This is a genomic window from Thioclava sp. L04-15, from assembly GCF_002020275.1.
Taxonomy (GTDB): domain Bacteria; phylum Pseudomonadota; class Alphaproteobacteria; order Rhodobacterales; family Rhodobacteraceae; genus Thioclava; species Thioclava marina.
The window spans coordinates 1-22,159 of record NZ_MPZW01000011.1; the positions used below are offsets into that span (position 1 = coordinate 1).

Annotated in this window: 17 protein-coding genes and 1 tRNA gene; 12 read left to right on the top strand and 6 right to left on the bottom strand. The window is 63.0% G+C overall.

Going from position 1 to position 22,159, the window contains the following annotated elements:
- Positions 1-150: 150 nt before the first annotated feature.
- On the bottom strand, positions 151-2,322 hold the full coding sequence (locus BMI90_RS16920) for a hypothetical protein (RefSeq protein WP_078530656.1): 2,172 nt from the start codon (positions 2,320-2,322) through the stop codon (positions 151-153).
- Between the two features lie 624 nt (positions 2,323-2,946).
- Here BMI90_RS16920 and BMI90_RS16925 point away from each other — a divergent pair.
- The gene (locus BMI90_RS16925) at positions 2,947-3,495 is read left to right on the top strand and encodes a recombinase family protein (protein WP_078530657.1); all 549 of its coding nucleotides are present in this window, start codon (positions 2,947-2,949) and stop codon (positions 3,493-3,495) included.
- Between the two features lie 76 nt (positions 3,496-3,571).
- Positions 3,572-3,889, top strand: a complete 318-nt coding sequence (locus BMI90_RS16930; RefSeq protein ID WP_078530658.1) for a hypothetical protein — start codon at positions 3,572-3,574, stop codon at positions 3,887-3,889.
- A gap of 536 nt (positions 3,890-4,425) precedes the next feature.
- Here BMI90_RS16930 and BMI90_RS16935 read toward each other — a convergent pair.
- From BMI90_RS16935 to BMI90_RS16950, 4 genes are all read right to left on the bottom strand, one after another.
- Positions 4,426-4,515 (bottom strand) — tRNA-Ser (locus BMI90_RS16935).
- A 189-nt stretch (positions 4,516-4,704) separates the two neighbouring features.
- Positions 4,705-6,795, bottom strand: coding sequence for an ATP-binding cassette domain-containing protein (locus BMI90_RS16940; RefSeq protein WP_078530659.1), 2,091 nt, complete (start codon positions 6,793-6,795; stop codon positions 4,705-4,707).
- A gap of 3 nt (positions 6,796-6,798) precedes the next feature.
- The gene (locus BMI90_RS16945) at positions 6,799-7,986 is read right to left on the bottom strand and encodes a substrate-binding domain-containing protein (RefSeq protein WP_078530660.1); all 1,188 of its coding nucleotides are present in this window, start codon (positions 7,984-7,986) and stop codon (positions 6,799-6,801) included.
- Between the two features lie 216 nt (positions 7,987-8,202).
- Complete coding sequence (locus BMI90_RS16950) at positions 8,203-9,120, bottom strand: CehA/McbA family metallohydrolase (protein WP_078530715.1); 918 nt, start codon at positions 9,118-9,120, stop codon at positions 8,203-8,205.
- 110 nt (positions 9,121-9,230) lie between these two features.
- Between BMI90_RS16950 and BMI90_RS16955 the strand changes: the two genes are divergently transcribed.
- The 5 genes from BMI90_RS16955 to BMI90_RS16975 all read left to right on the top strand — a co-directional run bounded on the left by BMI90_RS16955 (position 9,231) and on the right by BMI90_RS16975 (position 13,613).
- Entirely contained in the window at positions 9,231-9,818 is a 588-nt protein-coding gene (locus BMI90_RS16955) for a tetratricopeptide repeat protein (RefSeq protein WP_078530661.1), read from the top strand.
- Positions 9,819-9,983: 165 nt separating this feature from the next.
- On the top strand, positions 9,984-10,604 hold the full coding sequence (gene rpsD / locus BMI90_RS16960) for a 30S ribosomal protein S4 (RefSeq protein WP_078530662.1): 621 nt from the start codon (positions 9,984-9,986) through the stop codon (positions 10,602-10,604).
- Between the two features lie 383 nt (positions 10,605-10,987).
- A complete protein-coding gene (gene hisC, locus BMI90_RS16965; RefSeq protein WP_078530663.1) occupies positions 10,988-12,085 on the top strand; it encodes a histidinol-phosphate transaminase in 1,098 nt (365 codons plus the stop codon).
- A complete protein-coding gene (locus BMI90_RS16970) occupies positions 12,082-13,008 on the top strand; it encodes a prephenate/arogenate dehydrogenase family protein (RefSeq protein WP_078530664.1) in 927 nt (308 codons plus the stop codon). The genes hisC and BMI90_RS16970 overlap by 4 nt, the downstream gene beginning before the upstream one ends.
- On the top strand, positions 13,005-13,613 hold the full coding sequence (locus BMI90_RS16975; protein ID WP_078530665.1) for an extensin family protein: 609 nt from the start codon (positions 13,005-13,007) through the stop codon (positions 13,611-13,613). The genes BMI90_RS16970 and BMI90_RS16975 overlap by 4 nt, the downstream gene beginning before the upstream one ends.
- Here the strand turns inward: BMI90_RS16975 and BMI90_RS16980 are convergent.
- Complete coding sequence (locus BMI90_RS16980) at positions 13,601-14,656, bottom strand: DUF2125 domain-containing protein (RefSeq protein ID WP_168172813.1); 1,056 nt, start codon at positions 14,654-14,656, stop codon at positions 13,601-13,603. The two genes, BMI90_RS16975 and BMI90_RS16980, sit on opposite strands and share 13 nt — an antisense overlap.
- 51 nt (positions 14,657-14,707) lie before the next feature.
- Here BMI90_RS16980 and BMI90_RS16985 point away from each other — a divergent pair, with 51 nt between their 5' ends.
- The 5 genes from BMI90_RS16985 to BMI90_RS17005 all read left to right on the top strand — a co-directional run bounded on the left by BMI90_RS16985 (position 14,708) and on the right by BMI90_RS17005 (position 22,141).
- Entirely contained in the window at positions 14,708-15,256 is a 549-nt protein-coding gene (locus BMI90_RS16985; protein ID WP_078530667.1) for a gamma-glutamylcyclotransferase, read from the top strand.
- Between the two features lie 59 nt (positions 15,257-15,315).
- Complete coding sequence (locus tag BMI90_RS16990) at positions 15,316-16,512, top strand: biopolymer transporter ExbB (protein WP_078530716.1); 1,197 nt, start codon at positions 15,316-15,318, stop codon at positions 16,510-16,512.
- A 3-nt stretch (positions 16,513-16,515) separates the two neighbouring features.
- Entirely contained in the window at positions 16,516-17,907 is a 1,392-nt protein-coding gene (locus tag BMI90_RS16995) for a peptidoglycan -binding protein (protein ID WP_078530668.1), read from the top strand.
- A gap of 937 nt (positions 17,908-18,844) precedes the next feature.
- Positions 18,845-20,197: a sigma-54 dependent transcriptional regulator gene (locus BMI90_RS17000; RefSeq protein WP_078530669.1), complete on the top strand. Its 1,353-nt coding sequence runs from the start codon at positions 18,845-18,847 to the stop codon at positions 20,195-20,197.
- 3 nt (positions 20,198-20,200) lie between these two features.
- Positions 20,201-22,141, top strand: coding sequence for a cache domain-containing protein (locus tag BMI90_RS17005; protein ID WP_078530670.1), 1,941 nt, complete (start codon positions 20,201-20,203; stop codon positions 22,139-22,141).
- The last annotated feature ends 18 nt before the right edge of the window (positions 22,142-22,159 follow it).

The following is a 22,159-nucleotide window of genomic DNA, read 5'->3' on the forward strand; positions in this document are numbered from 1 at the left end:
AAACTTGTTCGTCGTCTTGCTCATGATGCTCCATCCTACTCAGGAGTTGGAGCCTCCGGCAAACATGGGGCGGTTCACAACGCAACTTGCAACCGATGTGGAGCATAGGTAGGTCGAGAGCAACTCTGAGTGGGATTTCGCAATAATCGCTTACGCGGCTTCTGGGTCAAGTAAATCAGCAACCGCGTTCAAGCCTTCGGCTAGCCGCCCGTGGTCCACGCGACTCATATGATAACCGACAACGCCAAGGATGTCTCCGTCACGAGAGGGATATTGCGCTTTCTTGCGCAGTTCATGCGCTGTCCGCTTGCGAACTTTATCTTCAATCTGCACCTTGGCGAGACTACTAGAAAACTCACTTTTGAGCCAAGCCATCCAGCCTGAGCCGTCTTTCCATGCGGCCAAGACACATAGCGCGGTAAGTGCACGTTTAAGTGAACCCCGGCCAGTTTGGTGCTTCCCTGCCTTCAATGACCAGCGAAGCAAGATAGAGCGTGCAGCTTCGGCAATCTCCGCCTGATCCCTGATGTGCATTTTTAGTGCGAGTTCAAAAAGTTGTTCGATGAGCTCCAAGTTCTCAACAAATGCCACGCTTTCCTTATCGTCAGGGAGCCAGTCCAAAACGAAAATGAGCCAACTTGCGTTTCGAATAAGTTGGTCGCGGTTATGATCTGAAGCCGCTGGAGCCTTGGCGGCAACAACCAGAACCTCCGTGACGTGGCTCACCCAATGAATGAGAGCGAACGCTAGGAACGAACGCTTGTTCACGGCATCCAGAAGAAGCTCTTTCTCCCCATCGTAGATACCGTCAGACCAATCTGAAAGATGACCTATGATCCTCTTTGCATCATCATCACCGGCGGGTCTCTCAATGACGGCATTGATCAGCTTCGTAAGATTGTCGGCAAACGTTTCGTAGTCTGTGAGCGCATAATATGGCTTGAGGTGAGCGCTATGTTGGTTTGCGAGGGGGGTGTCATCCGTAAGTAGCACTGCATGCGCGATCATCCGTATGGATGATCGAACCTCTGCGCTCGGGTGCTTGATGTCGTGTTCCTTGCTTCTCAGCATTTCAAAGGCCAGCGTGGCAAGTTGCTGCACCGCTGTGGAAATGAGCGGCTCATAGCCAGACTTTGTCAATCCCAAGAGAGAGAGTTTCGAAACACTCTTGGCAATCGTGACTGTGCCAAGCGCGCGACGGGCCTGCACCAGAACAAGCGCACACTGACCGAGAAGACGCACACCCTCCATCATGACATCCGGCCCGAAGGTGCGGTGCGCTCCCTCAACGATTCCGGTGAGGTATGATGCAGCCAATTGCGAGTGGCGCAATTCCACGCCGAATTCCCTTCCGTAATCAATATGAGCGTATGTCGCGCATAGGTTCGCTAGCGTGGCCATCACTTGGATAAATTGTTCTTCATCTGATCGACCCTGTGCCGATAGCGCCAATCGGCGCAATTTCTCAAGCGTATCCGAAATGAAGGCTTCGGATGAAAGCGGGGTTGTAAAGAACGGATTTGTGCCGAAAAATGTATTTCCACGAGCGGAAATGTATCGAGCATTGAGGCTGATCAAGCCACTTAAGGCGACGGCCGAAACGTCATACTCACCTTGCTCCGCATATCGCCGGGCGAACGCAATCACATGTGATGAAGCCTCCCGAACATCAGCCTCCCAGTGAGGGTGAAGCCGGAAGAAGGATGCTCGCGCCATATCGCGATTAACTCCGGGTGTCGGCCTCCTCTCTAGAAGTGGGGCGAACCGATTTGCACGACTTTCCCATCGGCGCATCGAGCGGTCAGCCTTGCGCAAAACAATCTGCATTTGCTTGGCTGGACTTATCAGGTCCAACGCGCGTTTGTAGGCAATGTAGAACAACGCAAGGGCAGCCAACATACTCCATCCGCTCAAAATCACAGCCGGAGCAACCCATGTTACGTCAGGCAGCAAGGCACAGAGTCCGATGGCAACTCCCAGCATGAAAGTTGCTGCGAAGCTTGCAAGCAATGGCGCGTCGGAACTCAATCTGCGGAAAAGTCCAAAGGGAATGCGAGCGAAATTGAGTTGCACAGCAAGCATGACCACCGAGAAGATGATGGCGGTTGCGCCGATCAAAGAAGCGCCGACGCCAACAAGCAATGAACGGAGCGCAGATAAGCTTTCCGGTGCTGTGACAAAGCGCGGCTCCAAGTAGCTCTGTATTGTGGGTGTCAAAAAGATGCTTGCCGCGAGCAGGGCAGCGGTCAGGGCTAACAGCAATTTGGGGCTGTGCTTATAAAGCCATCGGCCCGCCATGATCCTGCGGTTTAGCAGTTTCATTTGCGTCCTTGCGACGAAGCGGCTTATGCGCCTTGGCAGGCGGCCAAAGAATACCTTTCGGCGTCTCCGAAAGAGTGTGGCACGGCCCCTTAAAAAGGTCTTCAAACGACTTAGACTAATTCCAGTCACCATGTGTAACTTGTGATTTTGTGACACTTCGCTGTCAAGTTTCGTTCTGAAGAGGTTTGTCGACCAGAAGAAAGCTTGAGCGCAGGCGTTTTGGGATTCTCATTGGGCGTCTACTGCGTAATGCGCAGCGAAGGGCGACTGCCCTAACGTCACTCTCCGGACCTGTGTCCTTTGCTTGGGTCCTCGCACGCTGTCTTCCGTATGCGAAATTGCAAGCGGTGCCTCATAAGACGAAGGCCGGAAGCCTCCCCCCATCAAACAATAACAATAAGAACAAAGCCCCCCGTTTTTTGAAACCGCCTCTCGACACCCCCCACCCCTTCCGACAGCCCAGCGCTTTGGTCGCTCTGCCCACGATGCCCTGCCAATAGGGCTTGCCCGTGTGTCACGGACAGAATGTGGAGCTTTGTGCTGACAGTGGAGTGGGTTTTGGCTTTTGGCAGACAGCCAGCCGCAACTCCTAAGACTTCATTGGCAGACATAGGAGGCAGCGACATGCTGATCGGATACGCACGGACTTCGACCCTAGAGCAGAAAGCGGGCCTAGAGGCCCAGAGAGAGTCGCTGAAGGCCATCGGATGCGAAAGGGTATTCGAGGAGCAGGTAAGCTCTGTGGCCATCAGGGAGGCGCTCAGCGAGGCTCTGAGGTTCTCTCGGGAAGGCGACACCCTCGTGGTCACTAAGCTCGACCGCTTAGCTCGGTCGGTTAGGCATCTTGGAGAGATCGTTGAGACTCTTGAGGCCCAGAAGGTTGGTCTCAGGGTGCTTGACCTTGGCCTTGATACCTCAACAGCGACAGGAAAGCTGATGCTCAATGTTCTCGGCTCAGTCGCTCAGTTTGAGCGGGAGATGATGCTGGAGCGCCAGCGTGAAGGCATCGCTAAGGCAAAGCGGGAAGGAAAGTATCGGGGAAGGAAGCCAACGGCGATGTTGAAGCGCCAGGAGGCCCAGCGCCTTGCAGCTGACGGCATGAGTAAACGCGCAATAGCGCAGTCCCTTGGTGTGTCCGAGAGGTCAGTCTATCGGGCACTTAAGCAGCCGTGATGCTTCAGCTTTATGCCGCTGAAGGACATCCATGAAAAATCGTTTCGAACAACCCGCCTAGAAAGGAGGCCTAAAGATGCTTCGAGCCATCATTTCAATCTACAGCGCCCTCGTCATGGTCGCCTCAATCCTGCTTGCCATCGGATCATTGGCAACTGGAGTAATGTTCGCCGTCAGCGGCGACACGCAAGCGCTTCGATCCTTCGGGTTCAGCCTGATGATCGGTGGCCCTCTGTTTGCGATCCTCCTCTGGGGCAATGTCGCAATCATGGTCGACAACAACCGACTGCTTAGGCGGATCGCTGGAGAGGAAAGCAACGTGAAGGTCCCGAGCGAAGCTTCGGGTTCTGCCAGTAGGCGGGAGCCAACCTTCTCGGGTAGCGCAAGAAGCTAACGACAACAGCACGATCCGGCAGAAATGATTGAGCTTTCATTCCGATGCTCTGCTGGGTCGTGCTTCCCCTGATCAGTTTTCGGTTTGATCAAGTCTTTTGAGGATTTGGGGCATCGAGGCTCGTCAGGATAACTAGTGGAGGCTGCGAAACCATAAGAGGCTAAATTGGCGTGGTGATTGGTTGCGAAGAGCAATAGCGTGCTTCACTTGAGGTTACACAAATTAGCCTAATCTGGCGCACATAGCAAAATTGCGTATTGCAAGTATATGAAGTGTATAGATAATTGCTGACATAGAAAACTTCCCTGCGCACTTCCTCTCCGCCATAATACCCTGAAATTCGAATTCATTTGCTTTGACGCGCCGGTCTGCCTGGCGGGCGATCTGCTTGCGCGTGAGCGGCACGTCGATCCTGGCAAAACGGAATGGAGATCGGAGAGGCGGGGTGCGGTGCCGCTCAGGCCCATTACCGAGGCGCGCCCGGACGGCCAAGCCATCCCGTGCGCTTTCTCGGTGTCGATCCAAAAATCTGGTGATGGCGGAGACGAAGGGATTCGAACCCTCGAGACGGTTTCCCGCCTACTCCCTTAGCAGGGGAGCGCCTTCGACCACTCGGCCACGTCTCCGTCGACCCGTATAGGGATGGTGCAGGGGGGAGACAAGCGGTTTTTCGGGGGATTTTCCGGCGCTTTGCGATTTCGCTCACAACGGGGGCGTGCGGTGTTCGTGGCGGTTCGGGGAGGGCGCGGCGGGCAAGGAAAAACGCGCGCGAGGGGGCTCGCGCGCGTTCGGGGATTGCTCGGTGAGGAAGGGCTTCAGCGGCTGGTCTCGCCCCGCCGGCGCACGACCACATCTACCGTGATCGAGGCCAGAAGCACCGCCGCCGTCGCCATCAGCTGCACCGCCGCGGGCAGGCCCAGAAGCGCCATGCCGTTGACGATGGCCGCGATGACCACGCCGCCGAGGATCGCATGCAGCGGGTGACCGCGCCCACCGAAGAGCGACGTGCCTCCGATCACCGCCGTGGCGACGACGTAGAGCACGATCGTGCCGCCGTCGAAGCTCGTCGAGATCGAGCGCAGCCGCGAGGCGTAGAGGATCCCCCCAAGCCCCGCCGTCGTGGCCGCCAGCGTGAAGGCTGCCGTCCGGATCAGGCGCAGGTTGATGCCCGCGCGGCGTGCGGCCTCGGCATTGCCGCCGATGGCGAGCACGTAGCGGCCGAACTTCAGCTTGCCGAGCAGGAAGGACCAGGCCAGCAGCACCGCGAAGACGATCGGGATCACCCAGGGCATGCCCGAGAGCGGGAATCGCGCCACGCCCCGGTTCATGTTCGAGATCACCACCAGAACCACGCCCGCCAGCACGGCCGCGCCGATCTTCATCAGCGTCAGCCCGACCGGCGGGGCGACCAGCCCATGCGCCCGGCGCTTGGCATCCTTGCGGAAGGTCATGACCGCATAGATCGCGACCACGACCCCGGTCATCGCCCAACCCATCGGAACGCTCAGCGTGCCATTGGCGAAGTTGTTGATCGTCTCATTGGCGATCGGGATCGTGCCGCCTGCGCCAAGAAGCTGGATCATCAGCCCGTTGAAGCCCAGAAGCCCCGCCAGCGTCACCACGAAAGAGGGCAGTTTCAGCCGGGTGATCAGCGTGCCCTGGAAGATGCCCAGCACCGCCGTCACGCCAAGCCCCGCCGCGACCGCCGTCCACCAGGGCCAGTCGGTGCCAGGCGCCACCAGCAGCGTCGCCACCGTCGCGCCGATCCCGGCCACGAAGCCAAGCGACAGGTCGATCTCGCCCAGCAGAAGCACGAAGACCTGCCCCATCCCGATCATCATGAAGACCGAACCCTGCACCAGCAGGTTCACGATATTGCCCGGCGAGAGGAATTTCGGGTTCTGCAGCTGGAAGATCAGCGAGATCAGCACGAAGCCGAGCACGACCGGCAGCACGCCGCTTTCGCCCGCCTTGATCTTCGACCATGTGCGCGACATGTAGGCGGCGAAACTTTCGTCATTGCCGTTCGCGACCACCGCCGCCGGGCCGCTCTCGCCGGAGGCCTCGCGTTGGGCGGCGACCTCCTTGGCGTTCTCGGCCGCGATGGAGGCGGCGGCGCGCATCGCACCGGGCTCGACCACGTGATCGGATTTGCCGGTGGTCATCAGCTCGACCACGCGCTGGGTGTCGTATTCCTCGATCGGACCCTGGCTGACCATCTCGCCCAGACGCAGCACCGCAATTCGGTCCGAGACCGCGAAGACATCGTTGAGGTTGTGCGAGATCATCACCACAGCGAGGCCCTGATCGGCCAGACGTCGCACGAGTTGCAGAACCTGACCGGTCTGCGCCACGCCAAGCGCAGCCGTGGGCTCGTCGAGGATCACCAGCTTGGAATTCCACATCACGGCCTTGGCGACTGCGATCGACTGGCGCTGACCGCCCGAAAGCGCCGAGACCGGCGCGCGGATCGAGCGCAAAGTGGTCACGCGCAGCCCTTGCAGGGTCGCGGCGGCGGCACGCTCCATCGCGTCCTCGTCGAGCATCCCGTTGGTCAGGATCTCGCGCCCGAGGAACATGTTCTGCACCACGTCGAGATTGTCGCACAGCGCCAGGTCCTGATAGACGACCTCGATGCCCAGCTCGGCACTGTCGCGCGGCGAGCGGATGCGCACCACCTCGCCATCCCATTCGATCTCGCCGCCATCGGCTTCGTGGATGCCGGCGATGGTTTTCGTCAGCACGGATTTGCCCGCGCCATTGTCACCGACCAGTGCGGTCACCTCGCCGGGGCGGACTTCGAAGTCCACCCCGCTCAGCGCCTGCACTGCGCCGAAACGCTTTTCCAGGCCCCGGATGCGCAGGATCGCATCGCGGGACCCGGTCCCGTTACCCGTGTCGCGCATGTCTTACGACTGCCCGATACCGGCGGCTTTGCACGCGCCCGCCGCATCGCCGGTGCAGAGCTTCGCGCTGTCGACGAACCCGTCCTTCACCACGGTCGCGGCCATGTTCTTCGGCGTGACCCAGATCGGCACCATCAGTATCGAGGGCACCTCGGCCTTCTGCGCGCTGTCCATCGTCTGGCCGTTCACGAGAGCGTCCGGGGGCGTGTCGCCCGCGCGCAGATACAGCGCGAGCGCAGCCGCAGCCTGAGCCTCGAGGTAGATCGGCTTGTAGACCGTGCCGCATTGATAGCCGGTGAGGATGTTTTGCAGCCCCGTCAGCGTCGCGTCCTGACCGGTGGTCGGGAAGGCCTTGGCGGGTACATGCAGGGTCTTGAGATAGGAGATGACGGCGTTTGCGTTGTCGTCGTTGGGCGTCACGACCGCGTTGATATTCTCATGCGCGGTGAATTGCTGCTCGAAGGTGGTGCGCGCCACCGACGGATCCCAGGTGCCTGCGGGCTCGCCCGCGTTCTTGTAGGTGCCGTCTTTGAACATTGGCGAGAGCACATCCATGTAGCCCTGCTTGAAGAGCGTGGCGTTGTTGTCGTCGGGCGAACCCGCCATGACCAGGATGTCGGGGCTGTCGATCTTCCAGTCGGCGATGCACTCTTCCATGCCCTTGCCGATCAGCTTGCCGACCGCGACATTGTCGAAGCTGACATAATAGTCGCGCGAGCCGCCCACGGTCAGGCGGTCATAGTCGATGACCTTCACGCCATGCTCGGCGGCGTATTTCTCGACCGCAGCACCGCCGCCCGAGGAGATCGGGTCGAGCAGGAGCACGGTCGCGCCCTGCGAAATGTCGGTCTGGGCCTGGGTGAGCTGGTCGGCCTCCGAGCCTTGCGCGTTGGTGATGATCAGGTCATCCGCCGCAAGCCCCGCCGCCGCGAAGGCTTTTTTCAGATAGGGCGCGTCGAACGAGGTGTAGCGCGCCGAGCTCGCGGTGTCGGGCAGCAGCACGCCGACCTTGCCTTTGCCCTTGGCCGCCACGTCCTTGAGCTGCGCCATCGCGGCGAAATCCGCGCCGAAATCGGATGCTTTCACGGAGCCGGCCTGCGCGGCCCCCGCGATCAGCCCGAGCGCGAGAAGGCTCGTGCCCGCAAGGCCCGCGGTCTTTGCGAGGCGCGCGCGACGATTGGTCTGTGTCATGGTTTCCTCCTGGGGTCGGGCGTCTCCTCCATTTGCGGCGGGATCTCCCGGTCCGCCTCCCGGCGCGGCCTCTCGCGGCGCAGTCCGGGGCAGGATGCGCCGCCCGGTACGCGTCCTGTTAGCGTTATCATGGAGCGGTTGACGGCGGCGAACAGGGGGCGCGGGATCAACTCTGATCGCGCGGGACTGACGAAGGGGTGAAGGTGGCGTGAGGGCTCAGGCGGTCTCGCGCCAGATCGGGTTCGACCAGGCGCGCTTGCCCGCCGCGTCGATCACCGAGACCCGGATCCAGGGCGAGCCGTTGAAGCGCGACAGCGGCACTTCGGTTTTGGTGAGCGAGGTTCCGTGCTTGGCGACCGCCGCGATGCCGTGACCTTGCACGATGACCGAAGCCACCGCCGAGCTTTCCACCGTGATCGTCTTGCCGTCCCAGCTGATCTGGCGCAGCTCCGGCCCCTGGCTCGAATAGTAATGGCCGGATTTGAGCGCTGCGAGCAGCGCCTCGGGGGTGTTCGCTTCGGCCCCTACCATCACCCAGCCGCCGAAATGGTCCGGCTCGGTGAAATGCGCGTCATCCGTGGCGATCAGGTTGAGCCGCTTGCCCTCGGACAGCAGCAGGTCGAGCGTATGGAACCCATCTGCCCGGTCGCAGCCCATCGCGCAGCCGTGATTGTAGGTCTCGACCGCGTGCGCCGCCTCGATCGAGCGCGCGTCATTCATCGTCATCCCCGACCATTGCGGATGGGCGATGGCGACGAAAGCGCCTGCCTCGACCGCGCGCGCGGCGATCTCGGGGCCGCTTTCCATCCCCTCGACGGGGCGGAAATGCGGCGCGTCGCCCGGGGCGAAATCGGCAGGCAGGCCCACGGCGAGGATATGCCACAGCTCGCCGTTTTCCATCGGGCCGGAATGCAGCTCGGCCCCGAGGATCGTCGTGAAGCTGTCATCGCGAAAATCCACTGTATCCGCGATCGGGTAGTTGAAGAGGCCGATGAAGTGATCGGTGAGCGCGAGGAAGTCATAGCCTTCCGCCTTGTAGCGGCGGCAGACTTCGGCCGGTTCGAGGCAGCCATCCGAAAGCGTCGAATGGGTGTGCAGGTTGCCGCGCCAGAAGGGCAGGGCGGTGTCGAACATCTTCTGCATCGGGGTCTCCGGTCTCAACTCGCGCGTCTAGTGACAGCGCCGCACGACAGGCTTGTGACAATCCTCTCGCATCCGCAACGATTCTCGGGAAAGCTTCGGTCATGAGCGGATTGGCGAAACTCGGGCATCTGATTGCCGCGCAGGATTGGGCGGGGGCCGAGGCGGTCCTGCGCCACGAAGCCGCGCGCGAGGATGCACCCGCACCGATCTTCTACGATCTCGCGAAGGTCCTGGAGGCGGCCGGCCAGCCCGGGGAGGTGGCCGATTGGCTGACCCGCGCGATCGCCCGCGACCCCGGTTATGCCGTCGCCTGGTTCGATCTGGGCCGCGTGCGGCTCGCCACCCGGCAGCCCGAGGAGGCGCGGGCGGCGTTTGCGAAGGCGCTCGCGCTTGATCCGCAGAACGCGGATGCGGCGCGCCAGCTGATGCGGCTTGCGTTGCGGCTGGGTCATTGGGAAGAGGCGTCCAATGCGGCGCATCGTCTGGGCGCAGAGCCGGAGGCGCTCGCGACCCGCTACCGCGCCGCGTGCGAGCTGGGGCATGTGAAAGAGGCCGACCACCTGCGCAACGCGCTGCTGCATGATCCGGCCAATCGTGCTACAGCGTTCGAGGCGTTGAGGCGAGTCGCCAGGACGGATGCGCCGACGAACCCGTCGGGCCTTGGTGAAAACGGCGCGCAGGACGGTTGACACCCCCATCGCAGCCTGTATAAGCCCGCCATCCCGGTAACGAGAGTTGCCGGGGTTATTCATTGGTGTTGGTGGACCTCGCAAGGGGAAACCTGTCGCCCGAAGCCCGGATAGGGTGGACGGAGGAGGACAACGCCCTTCGAACTTTAAAGAAGGAGATCAGAGATGACGAAACGCACCTCTGCCAAGTACAAGATCGACCGCCGCATGGGCGAAAACATCTGGGGCCGCGCCAAGTCGCCGGTCAACCGCCGCGAATACGGCCCCGGCCAGCACGGCCAGCGCCGCAAGGGCAAGATGTCGGATTTCGGCACCCAGCTGCGCGCCAAGCAGAAGCTCAAGGGCTACTATGGCGACCTCACCGAGAAGCAGTTCCGCCGCATCTACGCCGAAGCCGAGCGTGTGAAAGGCGACACCGGTGAAAACCTGATCGGTCTGCTCGAGCGCCGTCTCGACGCGCTGGTCTACCGCGCCAAATTCGTGCCGACGATCTTCGCGGCGCGTCAGTTCGTGAACCACGGCCACGTGCTGGTGAACGGCAAGAAAGTGAACATCCCCTCGTACCGCCTGAAAGAAGGCGACGTGGTCGAAGTCCGCGAGAAGTCGAAGCAGATGGCTCTCGTTCTCGAAGCCGTGCAGTCGGCCGAGCGTGACGTCCCCGACTACCTCGAAGTCGACCACAACAAGATGACCGCGAAATTCGTGCGCACCCCGGCCCTGTCGGACGTGCCCTACGCGGTGATGATGGAACCGAACCTCGTCGTCGAATTCTACGCGAAGAACTGATCTCTCAGTCTTCGCCGAAGTTCAGGAAAGGCCGCGCCGCAGGGTGCGGCCTTTTTCCTTTGGCGAGACTGGCCGATCACCTGTGCGCGGGTCCGCCGCAACGCGGCCCGGCCAGTGCCCGACCGCCCTCTCGGACGGGCGCTTTCGTTCCCAGTGCGCGGATCAAGCCTGTCCGGATCTGTCAGGGATCAAGCGATGATCTCCAAAGTCGGGCGCCCACCCGGCGATCGGGTCCAGCCCTGCGCAGGGCCGGGCGGTCGTTCTGTGACCCGCTTTCCTCGTCCACCCGTTGCACCCTTGCCGCGCCTCGCGAACGGGTGATCTTCTGACTAGCCCTGAGCGGACGGTGAGGATAGAACTCGGGCAAGATTCAGGAGTGCCCCATGACGACGCATATTCGCCCCCAGCCCGGTATTATGGACATCGAGCTCTATCAGGGCGGTGCGGCCCATGTGGCGGGGCGCACCGATGCGGTGAAGCTCAGCTCGAACGAGAACCCCTTCGGCCCTTCCGACAAGGCCAAGGATGCATTCGCGAAATGTGCGCATTCGATGCACCGCTATCCCTCGACCGATCACGCGAAACTGCGCCAGGCGATCGGCGATGTGCACGGGCTCGATCCCGATCGCATCATCTGCGGCGTGGGCTCCGACGAGATCATCCACTTCCTTTGCCAGGCCTATGTCGGCCCGCGCGACGAAGTCGTGTTCACCGAGCACGGCTTCCTGATGTACCGCATTTCGACCAAAGCGGCCGGCGGCACCCCCATCGAGGTGCCCGAGCGTGAGCGCACCACCGATGTCGACGCGATCCTCGCAGCCTGCACGAAGAAGACCAAGCTCGTCTTCCTCGCCAACCCGAACAACCCGACCGGCACGATGATCGGCTTGGCCGAGCTGGAACGGCTTGCGACCGGCCTGCCGAAAGGCGCGCTTCTGGTGATCGACAGCGCCTATGCCGAATATGTCGAGGGCTATGATGGGGGCGCGGAGCTTGCGACACGGCTGCCCAACGTCTTCATGACGCGGACCTTCTCGAAGATCTACGGTCTGGGTGGCTTGCGCGTGGGCTGGGGCTATGGCGATCGCGAGGTGATCGACGTGCTCAACCGCATTCGCGGGCCGTTCAACCTGTCGACCGCGCAGCTCGAGACCGCCGAGGCGGCGGTGCGCGATCAGGACTGGGTCAACAAATGCCGCGATGACAATACGCGCCTGCGTGCCTGGCTGGCCGAGGCGCTGGCCGAAAAAGGCGTTCCGTCAGATACATCCACGGCGAATTTCATCCTCGCGCGGTTCGCCTCCGAAGAGGAAGCGTCGGCCTGTGACGAATATCTGAAATCCGAAGGGATCATCGTGCGGCGCGTGGCTGGCTACAAGCTGCCCAACTGCCTGCGAGTCACCGTGGGCGACGAACCGTCGTGCCGTCGGGTCGCGCATCTGATCGGGGTGTTCAAGGCCGGGGGCGCGACGGGCGCATGAGCGTGATCTACCAGAAGGTCGCGCTGATCGGGCTGGGGCTGATCGCCTCATCGATGGCGCGCGCGATGCGCGAGAAGGGCCTCGCGGGCGAGATCGTGGGCCATGCGCGCTCGGCCGAGACGCGCGAGACCGCGCTCGAAATCGGTCTTGTCGATGCGGTCTACGAGAGCGCCGCCGAAGCGGTGGAGGGCGCCGATCTGGTGGTGCTTTGCGTGCCGGTCGGTGTGATGGGCAAGATCGCCGCAGAGATCGCCCCGCATCTGGCGCCCGGTGCGACCGTGACCGATGTCGGCTCGGTCAAGCGCGCGGTGATCGACGCCGTCGGTCCGCACATCCCCGAAGGCGTACATTTCATTCCCGGTCACCCGCTGGCCGGGACCGAGCAATCGGGTCCGCGCGCGGGTTTCGCCACGCTCTTCATGAACCGCTGGTGGCTTTTCACGCCGCTGGAAGGCACCGACCGGAAGGCGCTCGATCGGGTGAACTCCCTCGTCACGGCAATGGGGGCGAATGTCGATGAGATGGCGCCCGATCATCATGATCTCGTGCTCTCGGTCGTGTCGCACACGCCCCACCTGATCGCCTACACGATGGTCGGCGTGGCAGATCACCTTCGTCGTGTAACCCACGAGGAAGTCATCAAATATTCCGCCACGGGCTTTCGCGACTTCACCCGGATCGCGGCCTCTGATCCGACGATGTGGCGCGATGTGTTCCTCACAAACAAGGAAGCCACGCTCGACATTCTGGGCCGCTTCACCGAGGAACTCTTCATGTTGCAACGCGCGATCCGCATGGGCGATGGCGATATGCTGCACGATTATTTCACCCGCACCCGCGCGATCCGCCGCGGCATCATCGAGGCGGGGCAGGATACGGACGCGCCGGATTTCGGTCGCGCCGTGCCGAAAAAGGACGAATGAGGGGCGCGCCCTTCATCGGCCTCGCGGCGCTGATGGCGCTCGGCTCCTGCGGGCGGGGCGGCGAAGAGCGGCTTACAGCGCGCTATTCCTCCTCGGGCGAGCTTTGCGGAATTGCGGGGCTCGAAGGGCAGGAGATCGCGCCGATTGATGGGGCCGGTGCCTGCGGGATCACCAATCCGGTTCAGATCACGGCCGTGTCCGGCATTCGCCTCACGAGCCCCGCGCGGGTCAATTGCACCACCGCCAAGGCTTTCAAACGTTGGGTCGAGCGCGGCATCAAGCCTGCGGTCGGAAAGCGTGGGGGCGGAATCGAGTCGATCCGCATCGCCGCCTCCTATGCCTGCCGGAGCCGCAATTCGCAGCGCGGCGCGAAACTGTCGGAGCATGCGAAGGGCAACGCGATCGACGTCTCGGGCGTGATCCTGCGCGACGGCTCGACGCTCAGCGTGCTCAACGACTGGCGCAAGGGGCCGGTGATCAAGCGGATGCACAAATCGGCCTGCGGGCCGTTCGGAACTGTGCTCGGGCCGAAATCGGATCGTTTCCATCAGGACCACATCCATGTCGATGTGGCCAGCTATCGCTCCGGCCCCTACTGCCGCTGAGCGAGGAATTGCGGGGCCGCGCCGAGCGGGATGGGCCCGAGGCTCATCAGGCCGTTATGAAAGACCATCGGCACTTCGAGCGCATTGCCCGGGTCGTTGGCCGCCATCATCGTGCCGACCGTGCGCAGCACCTTCACCTCGTCCTTGCCGATCATGCCAAGCCCGCGTGCGATGTCGATCCAGTTCTTCCATGAGGCCGAGCGGATCATGATCGTGCCTTCGGGATAGCCGCTCGGGTCGATGGTCAGATCGCCCTTGGCCGAGAGATCGTTGCCGCCCCAGCTCAGGGACAGATCGCTCACCGAGAACGTCATCAGACCCGGTAGACCTTCCTGGGCGGCGGCCTGGGTGATCGGCGCGCGCAGTCCCGCGATCGCGTCGAGATGCAGCCGGGCGACGGTTGCCGGCAGGCCTGCCTTCGGGGCCAGTTCCTTCGCAAGATCGGGCGGCAGCGTCAGGTTTGCCGCCTCCGCGCCAAGCCGGTAGGCGGCAGCGGGCATCACCAGGCCGCTTGCCTCGGCGGCCCCCTTGAGCGCGCCCTGCGCCTTGTCCTCACGCGATATCGCCAGCCGGATCTGGTCGGCGGCAAGCGTCGGGGCGGTGCCCGTATCGGGTTTCAGAACCGGATTGCTCAGCACCGCGATCGCCTCTTCGAGCGGCAGCGCGGTCGAGTAGCCCACCGTCGTTGAGGCGCGCATATCGGCAAGGTCGAGCGTGTAGCTCCGATCCCCGAGGGTGATCGTCTGGCCCGAGGGCAGATAGGCGATCAGCTCATTGGGCGCATATCCCAGCGCGAACAGCTGCGCGAAGGGGGCTTTCCAGCTCCACGCGCCGTTCCGGTCACGCAGCTCGGGCTTGTCGAAGGTCAGATCGAAGCGCGAGGGAAAACCCGCCAGGGACACCGACTGCGCATCGCCCCAGCCCTCGGAACGCGCCTGCACGATCATCGCCTGCGCGCCTTCCTCGATCTTGCGCGCGCCAAAGAACCAGTAGCCCGCATAGGCGAGCGTCGCGATCACCACCAGCCAGATCAGTTTGCGCATTGCCCGCGGCCTCTTTGCAAATCCTTCGCCCTCCATGTAAGGGCTGATCGCATGCAGGACCAGTCACACGACGAAACGATCTGGATCTTCGGCTATGGCTCGCTGATCTGGGATCCGGGGTTTGACCCGGCCGAACGGGTTCTCGCCCGCGCGACGGGCTGGGAGCGCAGCTTCTGCCTGCGTTCGCTCGTGCATCGCGGAACGCCCGAGGCGCCGGGTCTGGTGCTGGCGCTCGATGCGGGGCAGGGCGATTGTGCGGGGCTCGCCTTTTCGGTCCGCGCGGGGCAGGAGGCCGAGGTGATGGCCTATCTGCGCAAGCGCGAGCTGGTAACCTCGGCCTATCTGGAGACCCGCGTGGCGCTCGATCTGGCGGACGGACGGCGGGTCGAGGCGGTGACCTACGTGATCGACCGCCACCATGACCAGTATTGCGGCGGGCTGACCCATGACGAGCAGGCCGCGATCATCTCGCAGGCACATGGCGGGCGCGGGCCGAATCGCGACTATCTGTTCAATACGGCGGCACATCTGCACGAATTGGGGATTCCCGATCCGCATCTTGATGCGCTGGCGGCACGGGTTCGTGAACTGTCGCGATAGGCCTTGGCGAAATGCGAAGCCCCCGCTAGGCTCTGGCCAAGCAGGCAAGAGGGGCAATGATGCAAGAGCCGATCCGGCTAGAGCCGCAATTTTCGCAACCCGTACGGCAGGTGCTGCTGATGTTGCTGGTGCTCGGGCTCGTGGGGGCCGGAGGCTATTTCGCCTATTCGCGCATCTTCCCGATTTTCCTAGCAAATCCATGGCTCAACGGGGTGATCGCCGCCGTCTTCATCTTGGGCATCCTCGCCTGTTTCTGGCAGGTGGTGCAACTGGTGCAGGCGGTGAACTGGATCGAGAGCTTCGCCGCCGACCGCCCCGGCCGCCCGCAGGTGCGCGCACCTTCCGTGCTGGCGCCGCTCGCGGCTCTTCTGGGCTCGCGCGAAGCGCGGCGCGCGGTGTCCTCCTCCTCTGGCCGCTCGATCCTCGAATCCGTTGCGACCCGGATCGACGAGGCGCGCGACATCACCCGCTATATCGCGGGCCTTCTGATCTTCCTCGGCCTGCTGGGCACCTTCTACGGGCTTGCGACCACGGTGCCCGCGGTGGTCGAGACGATCCGCGCCCTCGCCCCGAAAGAGGGCGACAGCGCGATGGGCGTCTTCGACAATCTGATGACCGGGCTCGAGGCGCAGCTCGGCGGCATGGGCACGGCGTTCTCCTCTTCGCTTCTGGGGCTTGCGGGCTCGCTGGTGGTGGGGCTGCTGGAGCTGTTCGTCAGCCACGGCCAGAACCGGTTCTACCGCGAGCTGGAGGAATGGATTTCCTCGATCACCCGGCTGTCCTTTACCGCGCTCGAAGGGGGCGATGGCGAGGGTTCGATGGTCGCGGGCGTGCTCGATCACATGGCCGAGCAGATGGAGCAGATCCAGACGCTCTTCGTGCGCTCGGATGCGGGGCGCGTGCAAACCGAGGCGCGCATTGCCCATCTGTCGAACGCGATCCACGACCTGTCCGAGCGGCTCGGCGCCGAGATGGATGCCCGCGCGCGTCAGCAGAATGCGTTGCAGATAATGGCCGACGGGCAGGAGCGGCTGATCGCCTCGCTCGACCGGCTGGCCGCGCGCACCGAAGAAGGCGCGCCCGAGGCCGAGGCGCTGATGGAGACGCGGATGCGGTTGCGCTCGATCGATCAGCAGATGATGCGGATGCTCGAGGAAATCTCGGCGGGCCGGCAGGAAAGCATGGCCGATCTGCGCCACGATTTCGCGGCTCTCACCCGCGCCATTCTCGGCTACAAGCCACGTATCGAGGAGTGATCCATGGCGCTTGCCCGCCGCAACTCCGGCCGTTTTTCCACGAATATCTGGCCCGGCTTCGTCGATGCGATGACGGCGCTCCTGCTGGTGCTGATGTTCGTGCTGTCGATCTTCATGATCGTGCAATCGGTGCTGCGCGACACGCTGACCACGAAGGAAGGCGAGTTGACCGCGCTCAACGAGCAGGTCGCGAACCTCGCCCGGGCGCTGTCGCTCGAACAGACCCGGAGCCAGACGCTGACGGGGCAGCTTGAGAATGCGCGGGACAAGGCCGATCAGCAGCAGACCCTGATTGCCACGCTCACCTCGCAACTCGAGACGCGGCAGGCAGCGCTCGATACCGCCAACCAGAAGATCACCGAGTTCGAGGCCCGCGTCGCCCAGCTGATCGGGGAACGCAATGCCGCGCAGGCCGATGCCAGCGCCAAGGCCGACGAGATCCGGCTGAGCAAGGAAACCATCGCCGATCTGCGCGACAAGCTGACGAAATCGGGCGAAGAGGTCGCAGCGATGACGCTTCAGCTCGAAGAGGCGCGCAAGCAGGCCGAGGACACGCTGACCCTTCTGGCCGCTGCCCAGGTCGCGAAGAAGGATCTGCAAGCCCAGCTCGACCAGCAGCTCTCCGAGGCCGAAAAACAGGCTGCGCTGAAGCTCACCGCTCAGCAGGCGCTCGAGAAACAGACGCAGATCTCGGACGATGCGGCGAAGAAGGTGGCGCTTTTGAACCAGCAGGTCGCGGCGCTGCGCAGCCAGCTCGCGCAGCTGCAAAACGTGCTCGACGAGGCGCAGCAGAAGGATTCCGAGGCCAAGGTCCAGATCGACAATCTCGGCCAGCAGCTCAACGCCGCCCTCGCGCGGGCCGCCGCCGAGGAAAAGAAACGCGCCGATCTCGAGGAGGCTGCGCGCAAGAAGGCCGAGGCCGAGGCGAAGGATCTGCAGAATTACCGTTCGGAGTTCTTCGGCCGCCTGTCGCAGCTTCTGCGCGGCAAGGAAGGCGTGAAGGTCGAGGGCGACCGCTTCGTCTTCTCCTCCGAGGTGCTCTTCGCGCCCGCCTCCGCCACGCTCTCGGATGCGGGCCGCGCGCAGATCAAGCAGGTGACGGGGTTGCTCGATCAGCTCAGCGGCGAGATCCCGAAGGACATCCCCTGGATCATCCGCGTCGACGGTCATACCGACGCGACGCCGCTCTCGGGTCAGGGAGAGTTCAAGGATAACTGGGAACTCAGCCAGGCCCGCGCGCTCTCCGTGGTGAAATACATGGTCGAGGCTTTGGGCTTCCCGCCCGAACGGCTCGCGGCGGCAGGCTTCGGCCAATACGATCCCGTCGATACCGCCGACACGCCCGAGGCACGCGCCAAGAACCGCCGGATCGAACTGAAGCTGACCGAGCGCTAAGGCGGAGGTCGGGGCAGGGGGCGCTGCGCGACCGATCGTGTTCAGCTGAAAGGCTCCGCTGCCGCAATCGGGGGCAAATGGCTTGATCCCGCAGGCTCCTCTCGGCCTCGCCGACCATGCCAATGAGAACGGAAAAGGGCGCGGAATGCACCGCGCCCTTTTTCTGTGTCTTTCCTGTGATTTAGGGCCGTCAGCCTTCGTTGATGTTGGCCGGTTTCCTGAGCAAAGCGCTTGCAACGCCTTCGTCGTCACGGTCGGTGCGGCTCCCGTCGATCCGCTGCGCGATCTCGTCGCGCATCACGTCCGGGCAGTCGAGAGTTAGCGATCCGCTTGGCGTTCGCGAGTGTGGCGGTTTCGCTGAGCAGGCAGAGAAATTCGACTGGCTTGGGAGCGCCCGTCAGCTGGGCCAAGACAGTCTCGAGGCTCGTGAAGAGCGCTTTATTCGCGCGGTCGTGCTCCCGGTGCCGGTATCGGCGCATAGCGCGAGACCAACATCCAGTGAGCCGCGTGAGCAAGATACCACGCCGAGGGGCGTCGACGAGAGAGGGGGGCAACCCGCTTGGGCGCGCCACAGAAACCTTCCCGCGAAACGCTCCAAACTGAACCGGAACCGGCGCGCACAAATCCCCTTCCTCACAAGCTTCGTCGGTTCGAAACGGACTTCAGCGAGCGCGGCACCTGGCGCTTGATAGGCTCCCTTGATCAGAGGACCAGACGCAAGCGGATCGAAGCGGTCTTTCTCGTTGTCCTGGATTTCCGAAGCGCGGTGTGCCGAAGCCGACTTTCGCTGCGGAAAGTAAAGCTCTCCATTCAAGGCGCCCTTGAAAAAAGTAATGCCAGCCTTGAATTTCTGGCCGCTTGGCGCAAGGGATACACTGTGCGGGAGAGTTTGCAGGACTTTGCATAGTCTTCTGACCGCAGCAACTGGGAGGTGTTCATGCTGCAAGCGCCCGGAGACGGGACCGATCCGCTCAGGGCGGCTCGTATCCTTATCGTTGATGACGAGCCGGGGATGCGGCATTTCCTTGTGAACACGCTGCATCCTCTCTCAAGACATGTCGACAGTGCAGAAGATACCCGCGCCGCCGAAGCGATGCTGGCGGCGCGCCAATACGACGTAATGGTGCTCGACAATATCATGCCAGGGCAGAAAGGCCTCGACTGGCTTCAGGAACAGCGCTCCAAGGGCGGCTTTACCGACACGATCCTGATCACGGCCTACGCGGACCTGCAGACGGCGATCGACGCGATGCGTGCGGGAGCCTCGGACTTCCTGGTCAAACCCTTCCGGTCGAACCAGATCCTGAACGCGTTGCGCAAATGTCTGCAACTGGCGCAGTTGAAACGCGAAAACGCGCTTTTGCGGCGGGAGCTGGATACCGTCGCCAGCGGCAATCGCCGCAAGGAGCTGATCGGGGCCTCGCCTGTCATTGCCGAGGTCCGTGCGCTGCTGGAGCGCGTGGCACCACTGTCCACGCCGGTGCTGATCACGGGGCCGTCCGGGTCGGGCAAGGAGGTCGCCGCGCGCCATCTGCATGGTCAGTCCGGGCGCGGCGCATCCCCGTTCGTCGCGATCCAGTGCGGCGCGATTCCGGCCGACATGATCGAGTACGAATTGTTCGGTCATGGAGCCGGGGCCTTTCCTGGCGCACAGGGCGGGCGCGAGGGCTTGCTCGCGCAGGCTTCCGGCGGGACCGTTTTCCTTGACGATGTCAGCGAGTTGAGCGCAAACGCGCAGACGGCGCTTCTGCGCGTGCTCGAAGACGGCGTGATCCGGCCCATCGGCACCGGGCGCGACGTGCAACTGGACCTGCGCTTTGTCATCGCGTCCAGCAAATCGCTGCAAAAGGCCGTGCAGGCGGGTCATTTCCGAGAGGACCTGCTGTTTCGCATCAACGTCATCGACGTGGCCATGCCTCCCCTCAAGGATCGCGGCACCGATGTTCTGGACCTCGCCGAGCTGTTTCAGGCCGAGATCGCGGCCGCGCTCAACCTTCCGATGGTCGAGATGACCTCTGCCGTGCGGTCTGCCATGCTGCGCCATGACTGGCCCGGAAATATTCGCGAGCTGCACAATTTCGTCGAGCGGGCGCTGATCTTTGGGCGGTTCCCGCTGGAAACGCTCGGGCACGCCGTTGCGCCAGGTGAAATTGCGCCACTGGAGGAGATGGAAAAGCGCGAAATTCTTCGTGCTCTCGAGGCGCTTGGCGGCAACCGGGCCGAGGCCGCGCGGCGATTGGGTGTCTCGCGCAAGACGATTGACCGAAAATGTGCGACTTGGGGGCTGTAGGTGATGTCGCGCCTGCCCAAGGCCTTGCGGTCCGTCCGGGTGCGCCTCCTGGTGATTGCGCTGCTGCCGATGCTGGTGCTCTTGCCGGTTCTGCTGGGCGGCACCGTCTGGCGCTGGTCGGGCAAGGTGGACGCGATCCTGCTCAACAAGGTCACCGGCGACCTGACCATCGCGGATCAATATCTCGGGCGGCTGATCGAAACCTCTGGTGAGCGTGTCGATGCCGTCGCGCGCTCTGTGGCGATGCAAACCGCGCTCGACGGCGGTACAATCGACGCCTTCCTAGAGCAGGAGCGCGCTCGGCTCGGGCTCGATTTCCTGCATGTCACGCGCGACACGACCTGGCCTGTCATCCGAGATGCGCTTGACGGGAAGTGGCAAAGCACGATCGACGTGTTCGATGCGGACACGCTGGCAGGGCTATCCCCCGGCCTGGCTACGCGAGCCGAAATTCCCCTGGTCCCCACCCGCGGCGCGGTGCCCACGGAGCGCACCGTCGAGGCGCGCGGCATGGTCATTCATTCAGCCGCGCCGCTGACCCTTCCGGACGGAACGCGGGCAGCGTTGGCGGGAGGCGTCCTGCTGAACCGAAACCTCGGCTTCATCGATACGATCAACGCGCTTGTCTACCGCGCCGAAAGCCTGCCCGAGGGCAGCCAGGGCACCGCGACGCTGTTTCTGGATGACGTGCGCATTTCCACCAATGTCCGCCTGTTCGAGAATGTCCGCGCGCTGGGAACCCGGGTCTCTGCCGAGGTCCGCGCGCAGGTTCTGGGCGAAGGCCGTATCTGGCTGGATCGCGCCTTTGTCGTCAATGACTGGTATATCTCGGCCTACGAACCTATTCGCGACAGTTTCGGAACGCCGGTCGGGATGCTTTATGTCGGCTTTCTCGAAACGCCCTTCAGCGCGGCCAAGCGCAATTCGGTCATCACGCTGAGCTTGGCATTCCTGTTCATCACGCTGGCGTCGGTTCCTGTTTTCCTGCGGTGGGCGGGGCATATCTTTCGCCCTCTCGAAGGGATGACCCGCACCATCGACCGGGTCGAAAGCGGCGATCTGGGCGCGCGCAACGCACCGGTCGATATGGATGGCGAGATAGCGCAGGTCGCGCGACATTTCGACAGCCTGCTCGACCGGCTCGAACAACGCGACCGCGAGCTGCGACAATGGGGCGAGACGCTGGAGCATCGCGTGGACGAGCGCACCCGCGAATTGCGCGAGGCCAACCAGCGACTGGAACAGACCACCGAACGCCTGATCATATCCGAGAAACTGGCCGCTGTCGGCGAGATCACCGCTTCTGTCGCGCATGAAATCAACAACCCGGTCGCGGTGATCCAGGGCAATCTGGACCTTGCGCGCAGCAACCTTGGAGAAGACGGGCGCCGGGCCGAAGAGGAGTTCCGCCTGATCGACGATCAGGTCTATCGCATCGGCGTCATCGTCTCGAAGCTGCTGCATTTCGCGCGGCCAGAGGAATATTCCGGCGCCGACAGGTTGGTGGACCTGTCGCAAGTGGCCCGAGATTGCCTTGTCTTGACCCGGCACCAGATTCAAGCGGCGGGCATCACCAGCATTGTTGAGACCAAGAGCACGTCGCAAGTGCACATGTCGCGGACAGAATTGCAGCAAGTCGTCGTCAACCTGATCCTGAACGCAGTCCACGCCATGCCCGGCGGCGGGACACTTCGCGTGGCCACGACCGAGGCGTCCGGCGAGGTTATCCTGAGCGTCGAGGATACCGGCACCGGCATCGACCCGTCGGTGCTGCCGCGCATCTTCGACCCGTTCTTCACCACCAAGCAGGCGCAGGGCACGGGGCTGGGCCTGTCGATCAGCCAGCAGCTCGTGAGTCGCGCCGGCGGGCGGATTTCCGCGAGCTCGACGCCCGGACGTGGCAGCCGGTTCGAAATCATCCTGCCCGTCGCGCGTACCGACTGAACCGGACACAATGACCAG

Excerpts from the sequence above, each read along its gene's own strand:
- BMI90_RS16920 (WP_078530656.1), bottom strand. The coding sequence starts at position 2,322 with ATGAAACTGCTAAACCGCAGGATCATGGCGGGCCGATGGCTTTATAAG.
- BMI90_RS16925 (WP_078530657.1), top strand. The coding sequence starts at position 2,947 with ATGCTGATCGGATACGCACGGACTTCGACCCTAGAGCAGAAAGCGGGC.
- BMI90_RS16930 (WP_078530658.1), top strand. The coding sequence starts at position 3,572 with ATGCTTCGAGCCATCATTTCAATCTACAGCGCCCTCGTCATGGTCGCC.
- BMI90_RS16940 (WP_078530659.1), bottom strand. The coding sequence starts at position 6,795 with ATGCGCGACACGGGTAACGGGACCGGGTCCCGCGATGCGATCCTGCGC.
- BMI90_RS16945 (WP_078530660.1), bottom strand. The coding sequence starts at position 7,986 with ATGACACAGACCAATCGTCGCGCGCGCCTCGCAAAGACCGCGGGCCTT.
- BMI90_RS16950 (WP_078530715.1), bottom strand. The coding sequence starts at position 9,120 with ATGTTCGACACCGCCCTGCCCTTCTGGCGCGGCAACCTGCACACCCAT.
- BMI90_RS16955 (WP_078530661.1), top strand. The coding sequence starts at position 9,231 with ATGAGCGGATTGGCGAAACTCGGGCATCTGATTGCCGCGCAGGATTGG.
- rpsD (WP_078530662.1), top strand. The coding sequence starts at position 9,984 with ATGACGAAACGCACCTCTGCCAAGTACAAGATCGACCGCCGCATGGGC.
- hisC (WP_078530663.1), top strand. The coding sequence starts at position 10,988 with ATGACGACGCATATTCGCCCCCAGCCCGGTATTATGGACATCGAGCTC.
- BMI90_RS16970 (WP_078530664.1), top strand. The coding sequence starts at position 12,082 with ATGAGCGTGATCTACCAGAAGGTCGCGCTGATCGGGCTGGGGCTGATC.
- BMI90_RS16975 (WP_078530665.1), top strand. The coding sequence starts at position 13,005 with ATGAGGGGCGCGCCCTTCATCGGCCTCGCGGCGCTGATGGCGCTCGGC.
- BMI90_RS16980 (WP_168172813.1), bottom strand. The coding sequence starts at position 14,656 with ATGCGCAAACTGATCTGGCTGGTGGTGATCGCGACGCTCGCCTATGCG.
- BMI90_RS16985 (WP_078530667.1), top strand. The coding sequence starts at position 14,708 with ATGCAGGACCAGTCACACGACGAAACGATCTGGATCTTCGGCTATGGC.
- BMI90_RS16990 (WP_078530716.1), top strand. The coding sequence starts at position 15,316 with ATGCAAGAGCCGATCCGGCTAGAGCCGCAATTTTCGCAACCCGTACGG.
- BMI90_RS16995 (WP_078530668.1), top strand. The coding sequence starts at position 16,516 with ATGGCGCTTGCCCGCCGCAACTCCGGCCGTTTTTCCACGAATATCTGG.
- BMI90_RS17000 (WP_078530669.1), top strand. The coding sequence starts at position 18,845 with ATGCTGCAAGCGCCCGGAGACGGGACCGATCCGCTCAGGGCGGCTCGT.
- BMI90_RS17005 (WP_078530670.1), top strand. The coding sequence starts at position 20,201 with ATGTCGCGCCTGCCCAAGGCCTTGCGGTCCGTCCGGGTGCGCCTCCTG.